The organism is Sphaerisporangium flaviroseum, from assembly GCF_039537005.1.
Lineage (GTDB): Bacteria > Actinomycetota > Actinomycetes > Streptosporangiales > Streptosporangiaceae > Sphaerisporangium > Sphaerisporangium flaviroseum.
The window spans coordinates 1-24231 of record NZ_BAAAZR010000021.1 but is presented as its reverse complement, the minus strand read 5'-3'; the positions used below and the strand labels follow the sequence as shown (position 1 = coordinate 24231).

Genomic DNA, 24231 nt, shown 5'->3' with positions numbered 1-24231 from the left:
ATCGCAATGATCAGACGGGATCCCGTCAACTTCAGTCCAGCCGTCTCAAGAACGGCCCTTCATGCCCGGCAGCAGATTCAGGACGCGGTACATGCGGCGTACATTCGCGGGCGCCTTGGCCATCAGCACCGGCGAGTCGGACATCGGCGCCTCATCGACGTATTCGAGCCGCGGGTGCCAATCGGCCAGCTCTGCCGGGTCGTTGAAGCCGCAGTGGAACTGGGTGCCGTACTTGCGCAGCGTGGGATGCCATTTCGAGGTGCGCCACGCCCAGACTGACACCGTGTCGAACTGTATCTGTCCGGCGGGAAAGGCATCGACGACGCTGATCAGCAGCCGCCGGACGTCAGTCTCGGTCAGATAGGGCACCAATCCCTCGGCGATCATCAGCACCGGCCGGCCACGGGGAATGCGTTCCAGCCAGGTCAGGTCGGTGACACTGGAGTCGATCAGGGTGTAGTGCTCGCGTGGCGGCAGGAATTGCCGCCGCAGGTCGGTGACGGATCGATAGTCCAGGTCATACCAGTCGACGGTGGCGGGCGGGTCGATCCGGTACACCCGGGCGTCGAGACCGCAGCCCAGGTGCAGCACCACCGCGTCAGGGCGATCGGGGAGGAAGCTTCGCGCCCAGTCGTCGTGGGCCTTGGTGCGCACCACGGCGGCGAGGCCCATCTGGCTGGTGCCGAATCTGCGCTTGTCGTAGCCGGGGTCGAGGCGGCGCATCGCCTGCTCGGCGTACCCGTCACCGAGGATCGGGTCCGGTAGTCGGTTGTCCAGCGCTTTGGCCTTGAGGACGGGGCTTAGGGTCTGCTGCGCTCCGACGAGTTCGGTGTCTCCCATACAGCTACACTAGACTTATTTCATGAATTTCGTGAAGTTCGCGAACACTTTCAATAGTCAACGGCAGATAGGGAGCTCCGGTGACACAAGCGGACGAGAACGCCATTGTCGGCTACCAGGAACGGTTCGCGCAGATCATGGTCGAATCCGGCATGCCCCGAATGGCCTCGCGCGTATACGCCGCACTGCTGGTCACCGACTCCGGCAAGCTGTCGGCCGCCCAACTCGCCGAGCGACTGGGCGTCGGCGCGTCAGCGATCTCGGGGGCGGTCAAGTACCTGGTGCAGGTGCGACTGGTCGAACGCGGTCGCGAACCCGGTAGCCGACGCGACTTCTGCCGCATCCACGAGCACACCTGGAGCCACTACGTCAGCCAGTCCGACCCGGTGCTGGCCCGGCTACAGGAAGGCGCCGGCGAGGGCATCGCGGTCTTGGGTCCCGACTCTCCCGCCGGACGGCGGCTGGACGAGACCCGACGGTTCTTCGCGTTCGTACGCGAGGAGATCACGCGGTCGATGGCGAAGTGGCAGCAACTCCAGGAGGCTGAACGCGAGCCCGGTTAGAGGCGCGCTATGAATTCGCTAGTGGCGCGAGCGTTCGCGGCCGTGCCCTCCCAGGGATTCCGGAGGCCAGGGCCATATCCGTCAGATTTCCATCAATCCGGGCCCCGTCAGGCAGCGGTGTCATCTTCTGGACGCAGGACGGAGGCGTCCGTGTGATGAACATCTGGCTCAGGCGGGAGGCGAGGCCGACGACGGTGAGCGCCGGAACTCCGGGAAGGTCGATCGTCGATCCCAGGTCCCGTTCGAAGAAGGCATCGGCCCGAACCGGCCGGCGACGGGTTCGTAGGTAATATCGTCGCGGATCAGCTGAGGTGGCACCGGCGACCGGGAGAAGGCGAGCACCGTGAAGATCATCGTAGACGACCTTTCCGGCCCGGAGATCGCCGGGTTCCTCGACGCGCATGTTCGGGAGATGCGGTCCCTCACGCCTCCGGAGAGCGTGCACGCCCTCGATCTCGACGGGCTCCGCAAGCCCGAGATCACGTTCTGGTCGGTCCTCGACGGTGACGTGCTCGTGGGCTGTGGTGCGATCAAGAGACTGGACGCGCTCCATGCTGAGGTCAAGTCGATGCGGACCGCGCCGACGCGTAAGCAACGCGGAATCGGATCCCTGTTGCTCAAGCACATGATCTCTGAGTCCGAGCGCATGGGATTCACTCGGTTGAGCCTGGAGACCGGGGCGACCGAGTTCTTCCTGCCCGCAAGGAGACTGTATGAGAAGCATGGGTTCGACTACTGCGAGCCTTTTGCGGATTACCGGCTCGACCCGAACAGCGTGTACATGACACGAGTGCTCTAGAGCTCGCCATCGCTCGGAGCGGTGCCGCCCTTGCTCGTGGCCCTCACCCACCTGAAGACCGGCCAGGTCAGGGCCGGACACGTCGTGGCGGAGCAGGCGGGGAGGCTCCGCGTCAGGCCGGGCCGAGGACGCAGAACTCGTTGCCTTCCGGGTCGGCCAGCACCTTCCACGGGACGTCGCCCTGACCTACGTCGGCGTTCCGCGAGTCGGCGCGGGAGGGGCTCGGCACCGCCGTCCGCAAGGGCTGGCACGGCGGTCGGCCGCCGGACATCACCGCACTTAAAACCGTTTGAGCCTTCCTTTCGCGTTCCCGTAGGTTGCCTGCGGACCCGTCGCAGTGAGTACAGAGGACGAACCGCGTGACCCCGCCTGCTCTTTAGACCTGACACCTTCTTCCGCTCACCTTCAAGCCGACCCTCTCGTCGGCTCTGCCGGGCTGCCCGCGTGCGCCCGGTCATACAGCGTTTGAGGCCGCGCGCAATCGGCCTCGTGTCAGGTCTAGAGAGATCATGTCTTCACAACCTCATACTGTGCTGCCCTGGGTCGTTCGCCGGACCAGGCTGCCTCTGCTGTCGTTGCGGTGCGTGGACTGCCGGTCGGAGTCGGCCACCACCGGCGAGGGCAGGTTCCGCGTCAACGCCAACGGCAAGCTGCTGGACGTGTGGCTGCTGGTCCGCTGCGTGTCCTGCGATCGGACGAGCAAGCTCACCGTGCACGAGCGAGCGCCGGTCAGATCCTTCGATCCAGCCGAGCTCGACGGCTACCACACCAGCGATCCGGAGCTGGTGGCGTCCAGGCTGCTGGATCCGCTGCTCGCCCGGCGCAACCGCTTCACCCTGGACTGGAATGGGGCCTGGCGGCTGGACACCCCGTCGGCATGGCTCGACGAGGCGTGGCCGGTCCAGGTGGAGGTCGTCTTCAAGGACCCGGTGCCGGTGCGCCCGGAGCGGCTCATCGCGCAGGGGCTCGGACTCAGCAGGAACGAGGTGCCGCGCCGGATCAAGTGCGACATTCCGCTGCGCCGTCCGACGAGCGCCGGGTTCACCTTTACCGTGATGCAGGCGAGTGGCCCGCCGGCCGCGTCGCCGAGGAGCCGTCGTACGGCCCGCGGATGAAGAGGGTCCGCGTCAGCGCGGGGTGAGGACGCAGAACTCGTTGCCCTCCGGGTCGGCGAGGACCGTCCACGGGACGTCGCCCTGGCCGAGGTCGACGTCGGTGGCGCCAAGAGCCCGCAGCCGGGCCACCTCCGCCGCCTGATCGTCACCGGGGTACGGCCGGAGGTCGAGATGGACGCGGTTCTTCACGGTCTTGGCGTCGGGCGCTCGGAGGAACTCGAGGTACGGGCCGACGCCCTTGGCGGAGCGCAGCACCGCATGGTCGTCGGTCACCTCGTGCAGTATCCAGTCCATCGCCTCGCACCAGAACCGGGCCATGGCCCGCGGGTCCGCGCAGTCGGCCACCACCGCGGCCATCGGCCCGGTGTCCTGGTAGCTCGGTCGAGGCTCCAGCACGCAGAACTCGTTGCCCTCCGGGTCGGCGAGGACCGTCCACGGGACGTCGCCCTGGCCGACGTCGGCAGGCGTCGCACCGAGAGCCTGGAGGCGCGCGATCAGGTCCGCCTGATGGGCCTCCGAGGTGGTGGCGAGGTCGATGTGCACGCGGTTCTTCACCGTCTTCGGTTCCGGGACGGCGATGATGTCCAGGCAGACGGCGATGGGGTCAGGATAGGTGAAGCCCTCGGGTTCGAGGTTGGTCACGCCCGGTTCCTCGCTGGAAATGGCCCAGCCGAGCGCCTCGGCCCAGAACCGGCCGGTTGCCGAGTCATCCCGAGCACTCATCGCAATCTGTACAAGCCGCAGCGCCATGCGGCCGATCTTATACCGCGTGGATGAATCGCCAGGAACCGCACGCCTTCGGCGCAATCGGCGGTACCGGGCAGGTCAGGGACTTCGCGGAACCGCCGAAGGCAGTGGTGGTGGGTCTCGTCGATCTGTCGAGGATGCCGAGCAAGTGCAGTAGTCAGGTCAGCCGGTGCCACCTGGGGAGATCAGGCCGGTCTCGTAGGCGACCACCACGGCTTGGACACGGTCGCGCAGGCCGAGCTTGGACAGGATTCGCGCGACGTGGGTCTTCACCGTGGTCACGCTGAGGGTCAGCCGGTCGGCGAGTTCGGCGTTGCTCAGGCCGGTGGCGAGCAGGCGCAGCACGTCCAGTTCCCGGGGCGTCAGCTGGGACAGATCGCGGTGGAGGGTGGGCTTCATGTTGTCGCGGCGGGCGAAGCGTTCGACCAGGCGGCGGGTGATGGTGGGCGCGAGCAGGGCGTCGCCGGAGCGCACCAGGCGTACTGCGGCCACCAGGTGTTCGGGTGTGACGTCCTTGAGCAGGAACCCGCTCGCCCCCGCCGCGAGCGCGGCGTACACGTAGTGGTCGAGGTCGTAGGTGGTCAGGATCAGCACGCGGGTGTCCTCGCCGCCGCCCGCGAGGATCCGCCGGGTGGCTTCGAGGCCGTCCATCTGCGGCATCCGGATGTCCATGAGCACGACGTCGGGCCTGGTACGGCGGACCGCGGCGACGGCTTCGCCCCCGTCGGCGGCCTCGGCCACCACCTCGATGCCGTCGGCGGCGAGGATCATGCGGAACCCCGTGCGTACCAGTGCCTGGTCGTCGGCGATGACGGCGCGCAACCGCTCGGTCATGTCGTCCTCCACGGGACGCGGGCCCTGATCCGGAATCCGCCCCCGGCCGTCCGCCCGGCGTCCAGAGTCCCACCGTAGACGGCGAGCCGCTCGCGCAACCCGATCAGCCCCCTGCCGTCGCCGGTCCGCGATCCGGCGCTCGGTACCCCACCGGTGTCGGTCACCTCGATCTCCAGCCAGTCGCCGTCATGACCGATCGTCACGAACGCGGCGGCCCCGGCGGCGTGCTTGATCGTGTTGGTGAGGGCCTCCTGCACGACGCGGTAGGCGGCCAGGTCGATCCCGGGAGGCAGCGGTCCAGGCGGCGACACCTCGACGCTCACCGGCACGCCGGCGGCGCGGACCCGTTCCACCAGGGCGTCGAGCTGGTCGAGCCCGGGTTGGGGTTCGAGCCCGTCGGAAGGCCCGTCGAGGCGCTCGCCGCCGGGGCCGGCGAGCAGTCCCATGACGTTGCGCAGTTCGGCCATGGCGGCCCGGCCGCCGGACTCGATCGCGAGCAGGGCCTGCTTCGACTGTTCCGGTTCCACGTCCATGACCTTGCGGGCCGCGCCGGCCTGGATCACCATCACGCTGACATTGTGGGTCACCACATCGTGGAGTTCGGCGGCGATCCGGGAGCGCTCCTCCGCGACAGCCCGGCGCATGGCGTCCGCCTGCGCCTGCTGCAGCTCGGCGAGCCGATGCCCGCTGGCTCCCAGCCGTCGCCGCCAGAAACGCACGAAGCTCCCGAAGACGCCGACGCTCAGCAGGACGACCAACGGCCCCATCCAATTCGGCGGCGCAGGCCCGACGTCACGGAAAGCGGCACCCGCGAGCCCGGCCGCGAGCACGAGGCCGCCCATCGCCAGGAACCGGTTACGGCTGTAGGCGACGGCACCGTACGCGGCGACAGCGCAGGTCAGCACTGTGATCCAGGTGGCGCCTGCGTGGGTGGCCAGCGCCGCGCCCAGCACCACCCAGAAGGTGATGAGCGGGTACCGGCGCCGCACCGCCAGCGGTAACGCCGTCAGCGCCACAAGGAACGCGGGCGGCTCGTAGGGCAGAGGCCGGGCGCGCGCGTCGCCGGACGGCTGACCAGAGGGTGGAGGCGGGCTGTCGTACAGGACGCCAGGAGAGGGTGGGGAGCCGATCGGCTGATCAGGGAGATCAGGCATGTCAGGGAGATCGGGCAGATCAGGCAGCTCATGGGTCAGCGGCGAGGCGACAGGTCGGAACCGCAGGTAATCGATCACTTCGGGCTGGTTCGCGAGAGGGCCGACCGAAGGATTTCTCACCGATACGGCCATCGCGATGACCGTCAGGACGATCGCGACCGCCACGTCGGTGGCCAGTGCTCGGCGAGACGGCCTTGAGGGGGCGTCGCCGAGCGGCCCAGGTGTGTCCCGGACGCCGCGCCGGGTGCTGCCAAGCGCGGAGGTGTCACGCACGGCAGCAGCGAAGGCCGCGTGGTCCTCGCCCGGCCGGCCAAGGTCGAGCACATGCCGCCACCACCGCGGTCGTTCACGGGTTTCCACCGGCACATTGTCACGCTTGCCCGTTCGTCCCGCATCGGCCGTGGTGACGGGGCTCACGGTCTTCGGGAGTACATCGCAGGGATGACCTGGCGGCCCTTCGTCCTCAGGTGGTACGCGATCTCGGTACGACGGCCGACGCGCACCGGCATGGGCGGCACCTAGTTTCGTTCCCGCCATCCCGCCGCTCTGGAGCCACGGCCTTGGCCTTGACCTCGACGAGGCATCGAGGCGCTGTTCATGACCACCTTTTCGGATCACCACTCAGGAGGACATAGCGTGACTTCAGTGCTGCAGGCCCATGCACTGGGCCGGAGGTACGGCAAGCGCTGGGCGCTGCGCGAGTGCACCATCGACATCCCGGCGGGCCACGTCGTGGGGTTGGTGGGACCCAACGGAGCCGGCAAGACGACGCTGCTCAAGCTGGCCGGCGGCCAGCTCCAACCGACCACGGGCGGCATCATCGTGCTCGGCGGGAGTCCCGGGGACACGCCCGCGCAGCTGGCCAAGGTCGGATTCGTCGCCCAGGACACCCCCGTCTACGCGGGACTGACCGTCGCTGAACACCTGCGGCTGGGAGCCCGGCTCAACCCCCGCTGGGACGCCGCCATGGCGCGGGAGCGCATCGAGCGGCTCGGCCTCGTCCCCGCGCAGCGGGCGGGCAAGCTGTCCGGCGGCCGGCGCGCCCAGCTCGCCCTCACCTTGGGCCTGGCCAAACGGCCGGAACTGCTGATCCTGGACGAACCGGTCGCCTCGCTCGACCCGCTGGCCCGCCGCGAGTTCCTGCAAGGGCTGGCGCAGGCCGCCGTCGAGCACAAGCTGAGCGTGGTGCTCTCCTCCCACCTGGTCTCCGACCTGGAACGGGTCTGCGACCACGTGATCGTGCTCGCCGACTCCCGTGTCCAGCTGGCCGGGGAGGTCGACCGGTTACTGGCCGCCCATCACCGGCTCACCGGCCCACGCCGCGATCTCGACCGGCTCCCCGCGGGCCAGCACGTCGTCTCCGCCACCCACACCGAGCGACAGAGCACGTACGTGGTCCGTACCGATGCCCCGATCCACGACCCCGCCTGGACGGTCACCCGGCTCAGCCTGGAAGACCTCGTCCTGGCCTACATGGACGAGCGCACCGCCGACAGCCGGCGAGCCGTCCTGGAGGTGCGGCGATGATCTGGCTCACCTGGCGCCAGTTCCGCGGCTCGGCCACGATGATGGCCGCCGTACTCGCGGTTCTCGTCGCCGCCCTGGCCCTGACCGGCCCGAATCTGGCCTCCAACTACGCTGCCGGGATCGCCGACTGCACCCCGGACAACACCTGCCTCGACTTCTTCGACCGGTTCTTCGGCGAGTACGACCTCCTGTTCCTGGCCCTCACCCTCGTCGTGCTGATCCTGCCGGCGCTGGTCGGGCTCTTCTGGGGAGCGCCGTTGATCACCCGGGAACTGGAGGCGGGCACGCATCTGCTGGTGTGGAACCAGAGCATCACCCGCGGCCGCTGGCTGGCGGTCAAGCTCGGGCTCACCGGCCTGGCGGCCATGGCCGCCGCCGGCGTGTGCGGCCTCGCGGTGACCTGGTGGTCCGCCCCCCTGGACAAATCGGCCGTTCCCGAAATGGCGCAAATGGCTCCCGTGGTGTTCGGCGCGCGCGGTATCGCCCCGATGGGGTATGCGGCCTTCGCCTTCGTCCTCGGGGTGACCGTGGGCATGCTGGTGCGCCGCACGCTGCCCGCCATGGCCCTGACGCTGGCCGTCTTCGTCGCGATCCAGATCGCCATGCCACTGCTGGTCCGTCCCCACCTGATGCCCCCGGTCGCCGGGACCTTCGAGCTCGGCCGGGAGAACATCGACGGCCTCGGCGGGCCGAAAGGCGGATCCCTGCACGTCTTCCTGAGGACGTCGGCCGTTCCCGGCCACGCGGGCGCCTGGGTCCTGTCCAGCGAGCTGGTCGATCCGTCCGGACGTACGGTCACCGGCGGAGATGGAAGCTCGGGACCGTCGTCGACGATCGTGCGGCCCGTCCCGGTCTCCACGACGTCGGGACCCTGCTCATTCCAAGGACTACCCGCGGGGGGGTGCATGGCCGAGATCAACCGGCTCGGCTACCGGCAGCAGGCGACCTACCAGCCGCTTGAGCGCTTCTGGCCCTTCCAGTGGATCGAGACCGGGATCTACGCCCTGCTCACCCTCGGCCTCGCGTGGTCGTCCTCCTGGTGGCTCCGGAGACGCCTGTCATGACCGCCGTCAGAACCGCCGCCGCCGCCGGGCTGGCGCTCATCCTGGCGGCGGCCTGCACCGCGCCGGCGCCGCCGCGCGGCCAGGCAGGCACATCAGCCGCTACGGTCTGCGCGCCACCCTCGGGAGTCCCCGAGGCGGAGACGGCCACCACGATCGACGTCATCGAACAGGCGTACTTCTGCATCCTCGGCAACTACTACAGCGGCGCCACGATGGACGCCCGCTCGCTGCTGACCGCCGGGTTCGTCGCCCTGACGCAGGAGATCAACCGTGAAGGCCGTGACCTGCCCGAGGCGATCATGCCGGCACTGACCGGCGACAGGAGAACCGACTGGGCCGCCTTCGAGACCGCCTACCGGAAGATCACCGACCAGGTCCCCGACCTGCGCGACCAGCTGGCCGACGTCACCCTGCGGGCCATCGTGGCCGGTCTCGGCGACCACCACGCCCGCTGGACGCACCAGGACAAGCGGCCACCCGGCTACTACGATGGCGACGGCTACGGCCTGGGGCTGGCGGCCTCTGTCACCGGCACGCAGGTGAACGCCAACCCCGGCACCGCCGTCGGCCCGCTGTTCGTCACCACCGTGGAGGGCGGCGCCGCGCAGGCCGCCGGACTACGCCCCGGCGACATCATCGAATCGATCAATGGGTCGGCGCCGTTCATCGACGGCAAGGCCTCCCCCGCGATCGCCGCCCTGTATCCGGAGTATCCGCAAGCACGGCCGGTCCGGTTGCGGGTGCTGCGGCAGAGCACCGGCCGCCGCTGGACGGTCACGCTCAAGCCCGGCCTCTACCAGCGGGACCTGGCCGACCTACAGGTGGTGCGGTCGAAGCTTGTGGATGACGTCGCCTACGTACGGATGACCGGATTCGCGCCCGACTCCGCCAACCGGGTCCTGCGCGCGATCACCAGGCTGCGAAAGGGCCGGACGCTGTCCGGCGTCGTACTGGACCTGCGCGGCAACGGCGGCGGTGGCCCTCTGGAGGCCACCCGGCTGCTGAGCGCGTTCGCCCACGGCAAGGTCACCGCCTACCAGTGCACCGCCGACGGCACATGCGCGCCCGGGCGGACCGACGACACCGTCGAGCTGCTGCACCTGCCGCTGGCCGTGCTCACCGACCGCGGCTGCGCCTCGACGTGTGAGCACTTCAGCTCCGCGGTCAAGGACCTGCGCATCGGCCGGCTGGTCGGCACCAGGACCGCCGGCGTCATCTCCGGCCCGGCGCAGTCGTACCTGCTCGCCAACCACACCCTCTTGAGCCTCCCCGCCAGGCGCCACCTCGGCCCCGGCCACGAGGTGATCGACCAGATCGGCGTACCGCCCGACCACTACGTGCCCCTGACCCCCAAGGACGCGGCCGCCGGACGTGACCCCGCCCTGGCCAAGGCCCTGACCTTGCTGCACGCGTGAAGGGATCTCGCCATGAGAAGACTCCTGGCACTCGCCGCGGGACTGGCCGTCCTCGCGGCGTCCGCCTGCTCCGCACCCGCGGCGCCCCGGTCCGATGCCCCGTCGGCCACACCGACCGGCCCCGCCACCCTGCCCGCCCCCACCGGCCCCCAACGGGTCGGCACCACCGCCCTGCATCTGACGGACACCTCCCGCCCCGACCCCTGGAACCTCGACGTCCAAGCCAGGGAGCTCAAGGTCACCCTGTGGTATCCGACCAGGCAGCGCGACGGGGAGCGCGCGCCGTACATGACGCCGAAGGAATCGGAACTCCTCCTGAAAGGCTCCAGGATCGCGACCGCGCCGTACGACACGCTGAGCAGGACACGAACCAACGCCGTCAAGGACGCCGCTCCCTCCGGACGCAGGCTTCCGCTGGTGGTGCTCTCCCCCGGCTTCACCAAGCCGATGAGCACCCTCACGTCCCTGGCCGAGGACCTCGCCAGCCGAGGCTACGTCGTGGCCGGCATCGACCACACCTACGAGAGCTACGCCACCACCCTGTCCGACGGGCGGGTCGCCGAATGCCTCGCCTGCGACAGCGACACCGACGCTGGCTCGCACGCCGCGCTGGCCCAGGGCCGGGCCGCCGACGTCTCCTTCGTCCTCGACCAGCTGACCTTCGAGTGGGACGGACACGACCTGATCGACCGCAACCGGATCGCGATGGTCGGCCAGTCGATCGGCGGGGCCGGCGCCGTGGCGGCCATGGTCGAAGACCGACGCGTACGCGCCGGAGTCGACATGGACGGCACCACCTACGCCCGGATCCCCAAGAGCGGCCTCGCCCGGCCGTTCATGTTCCTGGGTTCGAAGGACCATGTCCCGGGCGGCCGCGACAACTCGTGGGACCGTGACTGGAAGCTGCTGACCGGGTGGAAGCGCTGGCTCGTGCTGCCGGACGCCGAACACCAGTCCTTCACCGACATCCCGCTGGTGGCACACGTCATCGGCATCGAACCTCTCCCTGGCATGCTGCCCGCGGCCCGTGGCGCGGAGCTCACCCGCACCTACGTGGCCGCCTTCCTCGACCGGCACCTGAAGTCACGGCGGCAGTCCCTTCTGGAGGGGCCGTCATCCCGCTACCCCGAGGTCACGTTCTGCGCTGAGACGTGCGGTCGATCCTGAGACCGGCGGGTAGCCGTGCTCCCCTGCGGCCAAGGACTGTGTACAGATACACAGTCCCTGGGCGTATTTATCCGGAGATGACGTGAACCCTGCGTCGTTAACCTCCTTCCGATCGTGAATCGAAGGGGGACGTCCATGCGTTCACGAAAATGGCTAGCCGGGATCTTTCTGCTCCCGTTCATCCTGTCCGGTTGCGGGGTCGCCGGTCTGGGCGGTGGCGGTACGACCGCTCCCGCCGTCGTCTCCACGCCGCGCCCGGCTCCCTCTGACCGGCCCACCGCATCCGAGCCCGGCGCCAAGGCTGAGAGCGCGGACCCATCCGAGGCGCGCGCCCGCGGCACCTTCACCGCGGACAACGGCGTACGCGTGGACGTGGTGGTGGTCGGCCTCACGCGGCGTGGCAGGCTGCTGGACCTGGTGCTGTCGGTGACTCCGCGCCAGCCGGGCACGGCCTATGTCAACCTGACCGCGGTCACCGGCGCGGGGCCCGAAGCGGTGACGCTCGTCGACCGGGTCAACCTCAAGCGCCACCTCGTCGTGAAGGACGCGGACGGCGGCGCCCTGGATCCCCCGATCCTGACCCTGAAGGTGAATCAGGCGACGACGCTGACCTACACCTTCGCGGCGCCACCGGAGAACGTCGCGGCGATGGACCTGAGCATCTCGACCTGGCCGCCGTTCCGCGACCTACCGGTGGAGTCCTGATGCCGCCGGCACTGGTGGTGCTGGCCGTCGTGCTCAGCGCCGTGGCCGGCCCCGCCGCCAGGCCCACACCCGATCCCACCGACAACGTGCCGTCGGCGAACATCGACCGTGCCATCCTCGACCTGAAGCTCACGATCCTTCCCCTCAAGGCGGAGACCACTCAGGGATCCCGCACCACCATCACGATCTCCTCGGACGTGTTGTTCGAATTCGACAAGGCCGACCTCACCCCGGCGGCGACCGGCCACATCGCCACGATCGCGGAGCGGCTGGGTACGACCTCCGGCGTCGCCCAGGTGAACGGGTACACCGACGCGATCGGTGCGACCGCCTACAATCTCCGCCTGTCACAGCGGCGCGCCCAGGCCGTCAAGCGGACACTGGACCGGATCCTGCGAGGGACGCCGCGGACCGCCGCCACGGGTCACGGCGAGGCCTACCCGGTCGCGCCGAACACCAAGGCCGGCCGGGACAACCCGGCAGGCCGGGCGAAGAACCGCCGGGTGACCATCACCTTCGAGTCGGCCCGGTAGGGGCCGGGCCTGGCGGCTGAACAGCGCGATGTTCCGCTGCGGTGAAGGCGGTTTCTGCCGGACCTGCCGGTGTGTCCGGGGCCGGACGATGGCTTGACGGAGAAAGATCGCGGGCTCACAGTCAAACGTGAGTCATTCTCGATCAGCACATGTCCCCCGATTTCCGATTTCGTGAGGATGTGCCATGACACTTACTGATTCCGCCGAAAGCCAGCGCCCCTCGGATTCCGCCGTACCGCTGCACCGTGCCCGTCTCGTCCTGCTGAGCGTCCTCGCCGGCGCCGCCGTCGCGTCCCTGTGGTCGTTCCACTTCGTGGACAGCGTCATCGGGGACAACGTCGCCAACACGCTGCTCGGTTATGACGCCAAGGGCACCGCGATCACGGGCGTCGCGGCCGGAGCGATCTTCGCGTTCGTGTCCGGGCTGGCCGGGACGTTCACGGCCTGCAACGTCGCCGCCTTCGGCGCGGTCGTCCCGCTCGTACGGCAGGGTGAATCATGGCGAAGCCGGCTCCGCGAGACGCTGCGCCCGCTGAGCAAACTCGCCATCGGCATGATCGTGGTCAGCGGCGTGTACGGTGCCGTCGGCGCTCTCATCGGGGAACGGCTCCCCCAACTCTCGACGGCTACGGTCGGTGACGGGCTGCCCGTACGCCTCATCCAGGCGAGCGTCGTCTTCGGCATCATCGGGCTGGCGTTCATCTGGCTCGGCCTGGCCGCGTTACGGCTGGTGCCCGATCCACTGGCGCCGCTGGAGCGCCGCTTCCCGAACGCGAGGCTGGTGGTCCTCGGCGCGCTGGTCGGCGGCTTCCTCATCGGCCGGCCGTTCCCGCTCTTCCACAAGCTGTTCACCTACGCGGCCGAGACCCACAACCCCCTGTACGGCGCCGCCGTGTTCATCCTGCAGTCCCTCGGCAACGTCGTGGTGATGGCGGTGCTGTTCACCTTGCTCATGCTCGTGGGCAGGGGCCGGTTCGCGCGATGGCTGACGGCCCGGCCGACCCGCCTGGCGACGGTGACCGCGGTCGCCTTCATCGTCGCGGGGGCGTTCACGTTCCTCTACTGGGACGTGCGCCTTCCGGCGATGTTCGGTTACGGGTGGTATCCCACGGCCTCCTGGTAGTGATTCCCGGGCCACGACGCCTCACTTCGGCGAGGGTCATGCGGTACGTGTTGGAGACGTCAGCCCGCTCGCCCCGTGAGCTTTGGCGGTTGTGTCGGCAAGGGGTGGAAACCCCAGGTCATGGGCCGGCAAGCGATCTGAAGGGTCACCGTGCGGTGAGGCCGCCCGGTCAAAGATCCGGAGTCCGTACAGGCCTTAGCCGCGCATGGCGTGCTGTGCGAGCAGTCCGGCCCTGGTCCTGTTGGGGCAGTCCAGCTTGACGAGGATGCGCGACACGTGTCCCTTGACCGTGGCCTTGGACAGGTGCAGCCGGCGGGCGATCTCGGCATTGAGACGCGAGGCTCCGGGCCACCCCTGCTGATGATCCACGGCGGCGCGACCGACGCCGGCTCCTTCGCCGCCATAGCACCCGAACTGGCCGAGCACTACACGGTCATCGCCTACGACCGCCGCGGGAACTCCCGGAGCCGCCTCGACGGGCCGCCCGCCGACCTACGACTTGAGCAGCAGGCCGACGACGCCGGCCTGCTGCTCAAGTCGCTGATCGACACGCCGCCGCACGTGTTCGGCAGCAGCGGAGGCGCCATCGTCGCGCTCGAACTCGCCACCCGCTACCCCGACCGCCTTGGCACGGTGGTCGCACACGAGCCGCCGGTGCCGTCTGTGCTTCCGGACGCCGCGGCACAGCAGCAGAAGTACGAGGTCGTTTACCAGACGTATCGCACGAAGGGCGTACAAGAGGCATTTCACCAGTTCATCACCATTGATCCAGGCCAGGACGATCCTGCGGCGGACGGCGACTATCCCGCTGATCCGGAATTCGGGCCCCGAATCCAGGGCAACCAGGAATTCCTGGTTGCCCACGAGATGCTCCCGTTCACCCGCTACCGTCCCGACCTCGCCGCCCTCCGCGCGAACCTGCCCCAACTGGTGCTCGGAGTCGGTCGGTACCGGGCCAAGATCGCGACCCGCATCGTCCTGACCCTGGCCGATCGGCTCGGCACCGAGGCGACACCCTTCCCCGGCGACCACACCGGCTACATGTGGCGCCCCGGGGAGTTCGCCGAGAAACTTCACGCGGCCCTGACCTGAGCGCGCATGCCGCGGCGTCCCAGGCCGATGAGGTCACGGCAGAATCTCGACGTACCCGTCGCTTCCGTGCACGCGGATCCGCTGCCCATCGGGAATCAGCCGGGTGGCATCCACCACACTGACGACAGCCGGCAGGCCGTACTCCCGTGCGATCACCGCGCCGTGTGTCATCAAGCCTCCGACCTCCGTCACCAGGCCTGAGATGACGACGAAGAGGGGCGTCCAGCTCGGGTCCGTGTGGGCCGTGACGAGGATGTCACCCGGTTCGAGATCGGCCTGTGCCATGTCCAGGATGACGCGGGCGCGCCCTTCGACGGTCCCGGCGGAGACCGGCAGGCCGATCAGCGCGCCGGCCGGCACGTCGTCGCGTCGGTACGACCCGGTGACGACCTCGCCGTCCGAGGTCAGAACCCGGGGCGGCGTGAGCGCGTGGTACGACCGGAACGCCTCCTTGCGCTGCTGGATCAGCTTGTCGTCCACCTGGTTCGAACGCACGACGTCGTGGAACTCCTGGAACGTGAGGTAGAAGACGTCCTCCTTCTCGGGGAGCACGCCGGCCCGCACGAGGCGCTCGGCCTCGTCCAGCAAGGCCTGCTTGTAGACGAAGTAGCGGGTGACGATGCCGTACTTCGGGTACTCGCGGTAGCCGATGAAGGTGCGGACCCGGTCGATCATCCGCTTGGTCTCGCCCGCCTTCTGCTCCCCGTCTGGCAGTGCCCGCAGGCGTTCGAGCACCTCCTGCGCCTTCTTCTGCGCCTCCTGCCGTCCTTGCTCGAAGCGCCGCTCGGCGGCGCCCGGCTCGAAGTTCCTCACGTTGTCGAGGATCACGGGCACGAGCGTGGTGGGGCGTTCGCGCCAACGCGGCCTCGTGATGTCGATCTCGCCGACGCAGCGCATGCCGTACCGGTCGAGGTAGTTCTCGATGGCGTCGCGCGCTTCGGCCCCACCCGCGAACTTCGGCAGCTCGTCCAGGAAGCCGTCGTCCTCGACGCCCTGCAGGAACGTCACCACCTCCGGATGCGGGCGGATCACGTCCGCGACGTCGAGCAGCGCCAGCCCCATCTCCGACGTGACGTTGCCGGGGGCGGACAGCGTGAGGGTGTCGGCCGCGTTCTTCTCGCCCAGCCACTCCCGCAGCCGGTCGTTGAGCCACCAGGTGGCCTCCATCCCCGCCATGATCGCCTGCATGCTGACTGGATCACTGAGGACCCGCTTGTGCTCCTGGAAGGCCTCCAGCAGGAAGTCGAACAGCGCCGGTCCGGTCTTCGTCCGGATGTCGCGCCGCAGGGCGGCGATGGACGCCTGGCTGCGCTCGATCAGCTCGGTGACGATGGCCGGATCGGTCTCGATCGGGGCGGACGGGCCGCCGAGCGGCGGCCCGCCGGGACCGCCTTCTGGGAGCGCCGGGACGAAGTCGTGGCGGTCGAGGATGGTCTCCAGCGCGTCCCTGATCAGCGGATCGGACCTCCCCGCCATCTCCAGGAGGCCGGCGCGGCTCGCGGGCGAGGCCAGGCGCCGGGTGACGTCGACGAACAGCCTTCCGCCTGCCTCGTGCATCGGCGCCATGGCCGTCAGCTGCCACATGGAGAACCCCAATGGCTTCATGGGGTCGGTCATCATCTGCTGATGACCAACAGAGAGGTAAACGTGGTTCTCCCCGTCGCGGGCCGCGGGGATGGGGAACAGCGTGGTGATCGGCCGGCTCTGCACGATCTGGAAGTCATCGTCGACCAGGCACCATTCGATGTCCTGCGGGCGGCCGAAATGCGCTTCGATCCGCCGTCCGAGCCGCACGAGCCGCACGACCTGCGCATCCGTCAGCGCCGGCTGCTCCTGCCGCTGCGGGTCGATCGCCACTTCCCGCGTCCCGCCGGCCGGCAGGGCGTGAACGGCACGCTGTTTGGCGGCGACCGCCTTGGCGACGACCTTCCCGTCGCGCACCTTGAAGACGTCCGGGTTCACCAGGCCGGAGACCAGGGCCTCGCCGAGGCCGAAGCCGGCGTCCACGGTGGCGACCTTCCGGTTGCCCGTGACGGGGTCGGCCGTGAACAGGATGCCGGCCGCGTCCGGGAGGACCATCTGCTGCACGACCACGGCCATGTGGACCTTCCGGTGGTCGAAGCCGTTCCGCAGGCGGTAGGTCACGGCCCGCTCGGTGAACAGCGACGCCCAGCACCGGCTGACATGCTGGAGGATCGCCGCCGGTCCCACGACGTTCAGGTACGTGTCCTGCTGGCCCGCGAAGGAGGCCGTCGGCATGTCCTCTGCCGTCGCGCTGGATCGCACGGCGTAGGCGGCTTGCTCACCGAGCTGGGCGAGCGCGCGGGTGATCGCCGCCGCCAGATCGCCCGGGATGGCGATCCCTTCGATGGTCCGGCGGACCTCCCCGCTGAGCGTGCGGATCGCCTCCCGGTCATCCGGGTTCAGGCGCGACAGCCGATCGAGCCGATCGTCGAACGACGGCGCCTCCGCCATGATCCGCCGGAAGGCGGCCGTCGTCACGCAGAACCCGGCCGGCACGCGGACGCCTTCGATCCGCGACAGCCCGCCCAGGTGCGCGGCCTTGCCGCCAACGACCGCGACCTGCGTCTCGTCAACCTCTTGAAGATCCACCACGTACTGCTCGATCATTGCGATACCTCCGAGGCAGCCGTGCTCCGTTCGCACTGCACTTGCCGATCGAATCACCGGCGCCTCGATCTGTGCCGAACCTCTTGTTGGGCCCGTCCTCATGTCTGGTCGGCTGCCCTTTCCTCGTCGGTGCTGTGTCCGGCCGCCGATTCTGCGGCAAGACCCGGGTCTTGCCGCAAGCCCCCCTGTGCGCTATACGTTAGGAGTGGCAAGGAGTGCGCTCTCCTTGCCTTTGCTTTTGTCGCCTGCCCCCACTGAGGTCGCGGGTGGGCGCGGATGCGGTATCGGATGAGGGGTGAGGCCCGCCCGTGATCACCTGGCTCGGCTTCGTCACCGCCATGGTGGTACGTCGACCCGGCGCCGAAGCCCCATCTGCCGTATCCCGCCATCTCCCCTGAACGGCGGAGGCGGGTAACGACGCGCCAATGAGCCGGTAATGCTGGGAGTCTTCGCAGGTAGGCGTGGGTATCGACGCGCTATGGCTGATGCAGCGGAGGTACACCACCCCGGCACGCGGGTAGAGCAGAGTGGCATCTACGAGTGCGACTCAGCATGCGGGCACCGTTGGTCGACCGATGTCAAAGGCAACGTGTTCCCCCCGCTTCCTGGTGGCTGCAAAGGCGGCGGATGGCGGCTGGCCACCGCGACGCCAAGAGACGGCCGATAGGCCGGCCAGGCCGAGAGGTCTGTAACGAAGAGCCGTCCCCCCCGGGCGGTGAGACCGGGGGACGGGTGTGCACGTTCGGGGCGTGGTCGAGCCGATGCTCGCACGGGTGGTGGACCACCTTCCCCGCGGCCCCGCCGGACGGTACTTCTATGAACCCAAGTGGGATGGGTTCCGCACGATCGCCGTGGTGGACGACAACGGCGAGGTGTACCTGCGCTCACGGCGAGGGGCGCACTTCAACCACATCTTCCCCGAGGTGGTTCAGGCGGTACAGGAGTACCTGCCGCCGGCCACGGTCGTCGACGGGGAGATCGTGCGCTGGGCACCGGAAGGGCGCTTGGACTTCGCCGCGGTGCAACGCCGCAGCATCGCCGGACGCCGATCCGCCGAGCTGGCGCGTACCGAGCCGTGTCACTACATCGTCTTCGACGTCTTGGAAGCGTGGGGCAAGGAGCTGCGGTCGGCGCCGCTGCGGGTGCGGCGCCAGGCGCTCGAGGAGTTGTTCACCCCTGTGCCTCCGGCCGCGACGCTGACGTTGTCGATGCTGACCACCGACGTGGACGAGGCGTTCACCTGGTTTCGGATCCTGACCGCAGCAGGGGTGGAAGGCGTCATGATCAAGCCTGCGGGGGAACCGTACCGGCCGGGTGCGCGAGGTTGGATGAAGTACAAGGCACGCACCACCACCGAGGCCATCGTGGGCGGCGTCACCGGGACCCTCTCCCGCCCGGTGACCCTGGTCCTGGGCCGTTACACCGCAGGTGGGCACCTGCGTGTGGCCGGTAGATCCACCCCGCTTCGATCCCACGCCGCCGAGCAACTCGCTCCGCTGCTCACTCCCGCCGGGCACGAGCATCCGTGGCCGGATCGGCTGCCGTCGGGGTGGGTGGGCCTGCACGGCAAGCATGAAGCCGTGGACTACATTCGCGTCCGCCCCGACCTGGTAGTGGAGATCGAGGTCGACGTCGCCGCCGAGCACGGCAGATGGCGCCACCCGGTCCGGTACCTGCGCCCAAGACCCGATCTGCCTGTGAACGACGTCCCGCTCGGGCTGGACCTTGACGGCGGGTAACCAGGAATCCCTACTGGAGCCACCGCCCACAACGCAAAGCTGCCGGGGTGCGGGCGGTGGCGGCCGAGACGTTCGGTAAGGCGGCGCAGGCGAAGGACAACCCGGCCGATCTGATCAATGTGGCGTTGGAGGAGTTGGTTCGGGCGCAGTGCGAGCTGCCCGGCTACATGAGGCTGGACGAGCCGACCAAGAACCGAGACCGAGAGAGTCCACGACGACACGTTCGAGCACGACGACAGCGAGTGGGAGATCGTCAGCAGGCCCGAGTTCTTCAGGTCGCCGCGCGTCGCCATCGTGAACGACCCCCTGGTCTGCCCGGCCTGCGGCGCACAGGACCGCATCGTCGAGCACGCCGCGGCCTATCTCATGAGCGACGAGCTAGCCCGCGCGGGCCTGCCCGTGCCCATAAGTGAGTGAGACCGGCTGGCCCTGGCAGATCGGCTGCTGGAGGCGGTGAACCAGTCGGGGCTGCACCTGGTCGAGAAGCCACCTAGAGACGGGGCCGCCCTCGAGACCCCGCTCCGGGGCGCTGCCTTCAGGTTCAGTGACACAGGGGCTGGTTCGGCCAGGACGGTACGTGTCTGCGCCATTCTTCGTCGGTGAGGTCGGCTTTGGTCGCGGTGCAGACGTATGCCGCGGCATGGTCCACATTTGTGGTCCAGCGCAGGACGTTGCCGGTCACGCCGCCGGTCAGCAGTCCGCCGGGGACGTAGGCCACGCCGGCCAGGCCGGTGCTCGCGGTGAAGGTCACTGTGGCTGAGCGGCTTCGGATGTCCCACAGGTGGACTGTCTTGTCCAGGCCCGTACTGGCCAGTTCGTGTCCGTCTGGACTGAAGGCCACTTTGAGGACCTCGGCGGTATGCCCGGTCAGGACGGCGACTTGCGTGCGGCTCTTGGTGTCCCAGAGGCGGACGGTCTTGTCGTCGCCGACGCTTGCGAGTGTGGCACCGTCCGGGCTGAACGCGACGTCGCGCACTACACTGGCATGGCCGGTCAGCGGCTCGCCGAGCGGGCTTCGGGTCGCCACGTCCCACAGCCGCACGGTCGTGTCGTTGGCGGCGGTGGCGAGGATACGCCCGTCGGGGCTGAATGCGACACCGGTGATCGAGTTGGTGTGGCCGGTCAGTGGGGTACCGACCCGTTTGCGTGCCGCCGGGTCCCACAGCCGGACGGTGCTGTCCATGCCAGCGGTGGCGATCAGGGCTCCGTCGGGGCTGATCGCGACTCCACGGACCCAGCCGGTGTGACCGGTGAGCGGAGCACCGAGCTGTTTGCGGCTCGCTGTGTCCCACAGGCGAAGCGTTCCATCCCAGCTACCGGTCACCAGGAGCTTGCCACGCGGGCCGAATGCCATCGCGCGGACCTCGGCGGTATGCCCGGTGAGCGGAGCGCCGAGCGGCTGGTTGTCTGAGATCCCCCACAGGCGCACAGTCCGGTCGTCTGAGGCGGTGCCCACGACGCCGCCGGGGCTGAACGCAACGGCGTATACCGCGTCGGTGTGCCCGGGCAGAAGGGTTGTCCGCAGCCGCCAGATCAGTAGGGAGCCGTCGGAGTCGCCGCCGCCGAGCGCCGAACCGTCGGGGCTGAAGGAGATGTTGAACACACTGCTCGTCGAGCCGGTGAGCGGGGTACCGAGCGGCCGCCGGGTGGCTACATCCCACAATCGGACTGTCTTGTCCCAGCCGCTGCTGGCGAGGGTTCGGCCGTCCAGGCTGAATGCCACGCCGTAGGTGACGTTGGTGTGCCCGCTCAACGGGTCGCCTACCGGTGCCCTGGTCGCGACGTCCCACAGCCGCACCGACTTGTCGCCGCTGGTTGACGCCAGGAGCCGTCCGTCCGGGCTGAATGCCACGCCGTAGGTGACGCTGGTGTGCCCGGTCAGGGGGCGGCCGATCGGTCTGCGGGCGGCGAGGTCCCACAGCCGCACCGTCTTGTCGTTGCCGGAGCTGGCGACCATGGAGCCGTCGGGGCTGATCGCGACCGCTGTGATCGCACCGTCGTGCCCGGTCAGCGGCTTTCCCGCTGCGAGTCGGGTCGCGGCGTTCCAGACCCGCAGCGTGCCGTCGGCACTGCCGCTCACCACCAGGCGCCCGTCCGGGCTGAACGCGACACCGGTGACGACTCCTGTGTGGCCGGTGAGCGGCCCGCCGACCCCTCGGCGTCCAGCGACGTCCCACAACCGCAGCGTCTGATCGGTGGAAGCGGTCACGAGCATCGACCCGTCCGGGCTGAACGCCGCGCCGTTCACCATGTCGGTGTGGCCGGTGAGCGGCGGGCCCAGCGGGTCGCGGCATCCCACATCCGGACGGTGCCCTTGTCCGCGACGGTGGCCATGACCTGGCCGTCCCGGCTGAACGCCACATCGCGAACCTCGCCGCTGTGGCCGGCAATCCTGGTAGGCAGCGCCACCGCCTGGGTGCTGATCAGGCTGTTGCGGGTGGCCGGGAGGTCCGGCGCGATCCGCCACGAGGCCAGGCTGAGCTGGGCCGCACGCAGCGGATCGACCTCCCGCAGCGCCGTCGCCTCGGCGACGAGCTGGCGCGCGACCGCCCCCCGGTGCGCCTCGCGTGCGTCGTTGCGCTGAATCACGGTGATCACCGTCGCGGCGGCCAGCAGCGCCACCACCACCGCGGTGACGACCCGGATCCGCAAGGCTCGCCGCTTGCGCGCCCGGATCTGCTTGTCCCGCAACCGGATCGCCTCGTCAAGAAACTCCCGTTCGTCGGCGTTGAGCGCCGCGGCGTGGTCCGGCAGATCAGCCCACGCCGTCGCCTGAACGAGCTGAGCGGCACGGTAGAGCAGGTCGGGATCGCGGCCTGCGGACTGCCAGACCTGTGTCGCGTCGGTGAGCCGGCGGTGCAGCATCAGCCCGTCGCGGTCGTCGGTGAGCCAGCGCCGCAGGCGCGGCCAGGCGCGAATGAGCGCCTCATGCGCGACCTCCACACTGTTCTCGCCGATGACCACCAGCCGGGCCGTCGCCAGCCGGTTCAGCACCCCGGCCACGGTCGCCTGGTCCGCGACCGTGGCCAGCTCGGTGTGCGCGGCCCGCCGCCGGGTGTCTTCGGTGCCATCGCCCAGAGCCGTCAACCGCAGGAACACCCGACGAGCGGCGTCCCGCTCCGCGTCGTCGAAGTCGGCGTAGGTGCGTTCGGCGGTCTGTGCCAGTGCCCCGTGCGCACCACCGGAAGCGTGGTATCCGGTTTGCGTCAGTAAGTTGCCGCGCCGACGGCGCCATGTTTCGAGCAGGGCGTGGGACAGCAGCGGAAGACCGCCGGGCTCGCCTGCGATGTCGGCCAGCAGCGTCGCGATGAGGTCCCGCTCGACGATCAGCTCGGCGCGCAGCGCGGGCTGCGTGATGGCCGACCGGAGCTCGTCTCTGCTCATCGGCCCGATGAGCACTTGAGCGCCCTGGCCAAGCACCTCTGCCAGGCCGGGATGCGTCGCGCAGTGGCCGTAGAAGTCGGCGCGGATCCCCAGCACAACGGTGGCCACCCGCTCCGCGCCGAGCGCTGCGTCTAGAAGTTCGTCGATGAAGCCCGCCCGCTCGGCGGGGTCAGGGCACAAGGTGAACAACTCCTCGAACTGGTCGACCACCAGCAGGACACGCTTGTCGCCGCTGGGATCGGCGAGCCGGAGCGTTCGATCGAGCCAGCCGGGTTCGCCATTGTCGGGTTCGCGCCCGCCCCAACCGGCCACGGCGTGGGCCAGCTCCTGCATCGGCGATTGGGTGGGGGTCAGGAGAATCCACGACCACTCGTGCCCGGAAAACGCCGGGTGCGACCGTGAAGCCGGCAGGAGCCCGGCGCGGATCAGCGAGGACTTCCCGCTGCCGGACGCGCCGAACACCGCGACGACGGGCGTCCCGGCGACCTTGTGCACCACGTGCTCGACGAGCCGCTCCCGGCCGAAGTAGCGGTCCGCGTCCTGCGGCCCATACGCGGCGAGCCCGAGGTAGGGCGCGGCGAAGTTGCCCCCAGCGCTGCTGCCCGTGAGTTCAGCCTCGGCTTCGCGCCAGCGTTTCTCCCACGCCGCACGGTCACCACCGCACGCGGCGACATAGGCCAGCGTGACCGCCAGGCTCGGCAGGTGCTCGCCGCCCGCGGCCTCGGCCAGCGCCGTCACCGAGTAGTGCGCGGCCTTGGCCATCGTCCGGTAACTGGGCCGCCCGGCAGAGTCGCGCAAACGGCGGAGTTCGTGCGCGAGTCGCTGCACCGGTCCAGCTGTCGGGTCCAGAGCCCGCTCAGGCCTGCCCATCTCCGCCCTGCCTGGCTGTAGTTGTTTGTTCAGTGCTCGACCTGGGGCTGAACAAGTCGGGGCAAACCTAACATGCGGTAGACCACTGACACAGGGCGCAGGAAGGCAGCACGTGAAGCAACGAAGAGCAGGGCGACGGTGAGCCGCAGCGGTGCCATTCACGCGTTTGGCGACGAGCGCACAGTTGTCGGGGGCGTGGGGCCGCATGATCCTCAGTTTCGTTGAACGGAGGCTCGGCAGCCTTCAGCCAATCGTCAGCGTCGGCCCGGTTCGACACCGATCCTGTAAGGAGAATTTATGAATTCAGCGTTCGCGACGGCTCGGCAGCGAGCTTCGAAAAGCCTGGTCCGGTGCACGATGGCGCTCATGCTGATTCTCGGTGGCACAATCGTCGTCCCTGTGATCCGGGCGACGCCAGCTGAGGCTGGAGACTGCACAGACAGACCGGCGTGCGGCGGCCAGGTACGCAATGAGTCAGGAGGCGACGTATGGATCGCCAATCAATGGTGCTGGGACTGGTGGGACAGTTACTGGATGAACGACATATGGGCGGGCGAGCACCTGCCCTGCCTCGACCGCCTCAATGCCTGGGCATTTCCCCGGTCGGACGTCCCCCTGCCCGCCTACGACTCCAGCAATCCCGACTGGTCATGGTCCAGCGGACACGCCCCGGAGTACTACGACACCGACGCCTGGCGAGCGGACGCCGGATGTACAACCTACTACAGGGGGAACAACGGCGGCGTTCGAGAGGTAAACCGCCTCAACCGGCCATCACTCTGGTACAAAATCTCCCCCCTGGTGAAGATCACCATCACGCACAAGGAATGCGTTGCGGACGCAGAGGTGCCCTCTGGCCCGCCCCCCGCAGGCAAAGCCGACATGCTCGCCCTGTACAACGACGACACGCTGCACTGGTACCCGGGCAA

At 69.1% G+C, this 24231-nt stretch carries 23 protein-coding genes; 14 read left to right on the top strand and 9 right to left on the bottom strand.

The window, feature by feature from the left end; all coding sequences use genetic code 11:
• Positions 1-45 precede the first annotated feature (45 nt).
• On the bottom strand, positions 46-840 hold the full coding sequence (locus tag ABD810_RS27395; protein ID WP_344946485.1) for a class I SAM-dependent methyltransferase: 795 nt from the start codon (positions 838-840) through the stop codon (positions 46-48).
• Positions 841-920: 80 nt separating this feature from the next.
• Between ABD810_RS27395 and ABD810_RS27390 the strand changes: the two genes are divergently transcribed.
• Positions 921-1403, top strand: a complete 483-nt coding sequence (locus tag ABD810_RS27390; RefSeq protein WP_344946482.1) for a GbsR/MarR family transcriptional regulator — start codon at positions 921-923, stop codon at positions 1401-1403.
• 343 nt (positions 1404-1746) lie between these two features.
• Positions 1747-2202 carry a GNAT family N-acetyltransferase gene (locus ABD810_RS27385; protein WP_344946479.1) on the top strand — a complete coding sequence of 152 codons (456 nt, stop codon included), beginning with the start codon at positions 1747-1749 and terminating at the stop codon, positions 2200-2202.
• A gap of 112 nt (positions 2203-2314) precedes the next feature.
• On the opposite strand, the gene ABD810_RS27380 is transcribed toward ABD810_RS27385, so the two are convergent.
• A complete protein-coding gene (locus ABD810_RS27380) occupies positions 2315-2431 on the bottom strand; it encodes a VOC family protein (RefSeq protein WP_425566963.1) in 117 nt (38 codons plus the stop codon).
• Positions 2432-2711: 280 nt separating this feature from the next.
• Between ABD810_RS27380 and ABD810_RS27375 the strand changes: the two genes are divergently transcribed.
• Positions 2712-3317: a DUF1062 domain-containing protein gene (locus ABD810_RS27375; RefSeq protein ID WP_344946476.1), complete on the top strand. Its 606-nt coding sequence runs from the start codon at positions 2712-2714 to the stop codon at positions 3315-3317.
• Between the two features lie 12 nt (positions 3318-3329).
• Here ABD810_RS27375 and ABD810_RS27370 read toward each other — a convergent pair whose 3' ends face one another.
• The 3 genes from ABD810_RS27370 to ABD810_RS27360 all read right to left on the bottom strand — a co-directional run bounded on the left by ABD810_RS27370 (position 3330) and on the right by ABD810_RS27360 (position 6376).
• Positions 3330-4040, bottom strand: coding sequence for a VOC family protein (locus ABD810_RS27370; RefSeq protein ID WP_344946473.1), 711 nt, complete (start codon positions 4038-4040; stop codon positions 3330-3332).
• Positions 4041-4226: 186 nt separating this feature from the next.
• A complete protein-coding gene (locus ABD810_RS27365) occupies positions 4227-4898 on the bottom strand; it encodes a response regulator (protein WP_344946471.1) in 672 nt (223 codons plus the stop codon).
• Positions 4895-6376 (bottom strand): sensor histidine kinase, encoded by a 1482-nt coding sequence (locus ABD810_RS27360; protein ID WP_344946468.1) that lies wholly within the window; start codon positions 6374-6376, stop codon positions 4895-4897. Before ABD810_RS27360 ends, ABD810_RS27365 begins: the two co-directional genes overlap by 4 nt.
• Before the next feature lie 312 nt (positions 6377-6688).
• Here ABD810_RS27360 and ABD810_RS27355 point away from each other — a divergent pair, with 312 nt between their 5' ends.
• From ABD810_RS27355 to ABD810_RS27325, 7 genes are all read left to right on the top strand, one after another.
• Positions 6689-7579, top strand: a complete 891-nt coding sequence (locus ABD810_RS27355) for an ABC transporter ATP-binding protein (protein ID WP_344946466.1) — start codon at positions 6689-6691, stop codon at positions 7577-7579.
• On the top strand, positions 7576-8643 hold the full coding sequence (locus ABD810_RS27350; protein ID WP_344946464.1) for an ABC transporter permease: 1068 nt from the start codon (positions 7576-7578) through the stop codon (positions 8641-8643). The genes ABD810_RS27355 and ABD810_RS27350 overlap by 4 nt, the downstream gene beginning before the upstream one ends.
• On the top strand, positions 8640-10058 hold the full coding sequence (locus ABD810_RS27345) for a S41 family peptidase (RefSeq protein ID WP_344946461.1): 1419 nt from the start codon (positions 8640-8642) through the stop codon (positions 10056-10058). Before ABD810_RS27350 ends, ABD810_RS27345 begins: the two co-directional genes overlap by 4 nt.
• A 12-nt stretch (positions 10059-10070) precedes the next feature.
• Positions 10071-11225: an alpha/beta hydrolase family protein gene (locus ABD810_RS27340; RefSeq protein ID WP_344946458.1), complete on the top strand. Its 1155-nt coding sequence runs from the start codon at positions 10071-10073 to the stop codon at positions 11223-11225.
• 135 nt (positions 11226-11360) lie between these two features.
• Positions 11361-11930, top strand: a complete 570-nt coding sequence (locus ABD810_RS27335; RefSeq protein WP_344946455.1) for a hypothetical protein — start codon at positions 11361-11363, stop codon at positions 11928-11930.
• Positions 11930-12463: an OmpA family protein gene (locus ABD810_RS27330; RefSeq protein WP_344946454.1), complete on the top strand. Its 534-nt coding sequence runs from the start codon at positions 11930-11932 to the stop codon at positions 12461-12463. Before ABD810_RS27335 ends, ABD810_RS27330 begins: the two co-directional genes overlap by 1 nt.
• Positions 12464-12647: 184 nt before the next feature.
• The gene (locus ABD810_RS27325; RefSeq protein ID WP_344946452.1) at positions 12648-13586 is read left to right on the top strand and encodes an urease accessory protein UreH domain-containing protein; all 939 of its coding nucleotides are present in this window, start codon (positions 12648-12650) and stop codon (positions 13584-13586) included.
• 195 nt (positions 13587-13781) lie between these two features.
• Here ABD810_RS27325 and ABD810_RS27320 read toward each other — a convergent pair whose 3' ends face one another.
• The gene (locus tag ABD810_RS27320; RefSeq protein ID WP_425566964.1) at positions 13782-13889 is read right to left on the bottom strand and encodes a helix-turn-helix domain-containing protein; all 108 of its coding nucleotides are present in this window, start codon (positions 13887-13889) and stop codon (positions 13782-13784) included.
• On the opposite strand from ABD810_RS27320, the gene ABD810_RS27315 reads away from it, so the two are divergent.
• Positions 13863-14678: an alpha/beta hydrolase gene (locus ABD810_RS27315; RefSeq protein ID WP_425566962.1), complete on the top strand. Its 816-nt coding sequence runs from the start codon at positions 13863-13865 to the stop codon at positions 14676-14678. The two genes, ABD810_RS27320 and ABD810_RS27315, sit on opposite strands and share 27 nt — an antisense overlap.
• Before the next feature lie 33 nt (positions 14679-14711).
• Here the strand turns inward: ABD810_RS27315 and rph are convergent, their stop codons facing one another.
• A complete protein-coding gene (gene rph / locus ABD810_RS27310) occupies positions 14712-17309 on the bottom strand; it encodes a rifamycin-inactivating phosphotransferase (protein ID WP_344946448.1) in 2598 nt (865 codons plus the stop codon).
• A gap of 749 nt (positions 17310-18058) precedes the next feature.
• On the opposite strand from rph, the gene ABD810_RS27305 reads away from it, so the two are divergent.
• Positions 18059-19048, top strand: coding sequence for an ATP-dependent DNA ligase (locus tag ABD810_RS27305; protein ID WP_344946445.1), 990 nt, complete (start codon positions 18059-18061; stop codon positions 19046-19048).
• A gap of 294 nt (positions 19049-19342) precedes the next feature.
• Entirely contained in the window at positions 19343-19465 is a 123-nt protein-coding gene (locus tag ABD810_RS27300) for a hypothetical protein (protein WP_344946442.1), read from the top strand.
• A 124-nt stretch (positions 19466-19589) separates the two neighbouring features.
• On the opposite strand, the gene ABD810_RS27295 is transcribed toward ABD810_RS27300, so the two are convergent.
• Positions 19590-21347 (bottom strand): WD40 repeat domain-containing protein, encoded by a 1758-nt coding sequence (locus tag ABD810_RS27295; RefSeq protein WP_344946438.1) that lies wholly within the window; start codon positions 21345-21347, stop codon positions 19590-19592.
• Positions 21293-23194 carry an nSTAND1 domain-containing NTPase gene (locus tag ABD810_RS27290; RefSeq protein ID WP_344946435.1) on the bottom strand — a complete coding sequence of 634 codons (1902 nt, stop codon included), beginning with the start codon at positions 23192-23194 and terminating at the stop codon, positions 21293-21295. Before ABD810_RS27290 ends, ABD810_RS27295 begins: the two co-directional genes overlap by 55 nt.
• A 642-nt stretch (positions 23195-23836) precedes the next feature.
• Here ABD810_RS27290 and ABD810_RS27285 point away from each other — a divergent pair.
• A partial coding sequence (locus tag ABD810_RS27285; protein ID WP_344946432.1) for a hypothetical protein occupies positions 23837-24231 on the top strand: 395 nt, incomplete at its 3' end.

Excerpts from the sequence above, each read along its gene's own strand:
- ABD810_RS27395 (WP_344946485.1), bottom strand. The coding sequence starts at position 840 with ATGGGAGACACCGAACTCGTCGGAGCGCAGCAGACCCTAAGCCCCGTC.
- ABD810_RS27375 (WP_344946476.1), top strand. The coding sequence starts at position 2,712 with ATGTCTTCACAACCTCATACTGTGCTGCCCTGGGTCGTTCGCCGGACC.
- ABD810_RS27370 (WP_344946473.1), bottom strand. The coding sequence starts at position 4,040 with ATGAGTGCTCGGGATGACTCGGCAACCGGCCGGTTCTGGGCCGAGGCG.
- ABD810_RS27365 (WP_344946471.1), bottom strand. The coding sequence starts at position 4,898 with ATGACCGAGCGGTTGCGCGCCGTCATCGCCGACGACCAGGCACTGGTA.
- ABD810_RS27350 (WP_344946464.1), top strand. The coding sequence starts at position 7,576 with ATGATCTGGCTCACCTGGCGCCAGTTCCGCGGCTCGGCCACGATGATG.
- ABD810_RS27345 (WP_344946461.1), top strand. The coding sequence starts at position 8,640 with ATGACCGCCGTCAGAACCGCCGCCGCCGCCGGGCTGGCGCTCATCCTG.
- ABD810_RS27340 (WP_344946458.1), top strand. The coding sequence starts at position 10,071 with ATGAGAAGACTCCTGGCACTCGCCGCGGGACTGGCCGTCCTCGCGGCG.
- ABD810_RS27335 (WP_344946455.1), top strand. The coding sequence starts at position 11,361 with ATGCGTTCACGAAAATGGCTAGCCGGGATCTTTCTGCTCCCGTTCATC.
- ABD810_RS27330 (WP_344946454.1), top strand. The coding sequence starts at position 11,930 with ATGCCGCCGGCACTGGTGGTGCTGGCCGTCGTGCTCAGCGCCGTGGCC.
- ABD810_RS27325 (WP_344946452.1), top strand. The coding sequence starts at position 12,648 with ATGACACTTACTGATTCCGCCGAAAGCCAGCGCCCCTCGGATTCCGCC.
- rph (WP_344946448.1), bottom strand. The coding sequence starts at position 17,309 with ATGATCGAGCAGTACGTGGTGGATCTTCAAGAGGTTGACGAGACGCAG.
- ABD810_RS27290 (WP_344946435.1), bottom strand. The coding sequence starts at position 23,194 with ATGGCCAAGGCCGCGCACTACTCGGTGACGGCGCTGGCCGAGGCCGCG.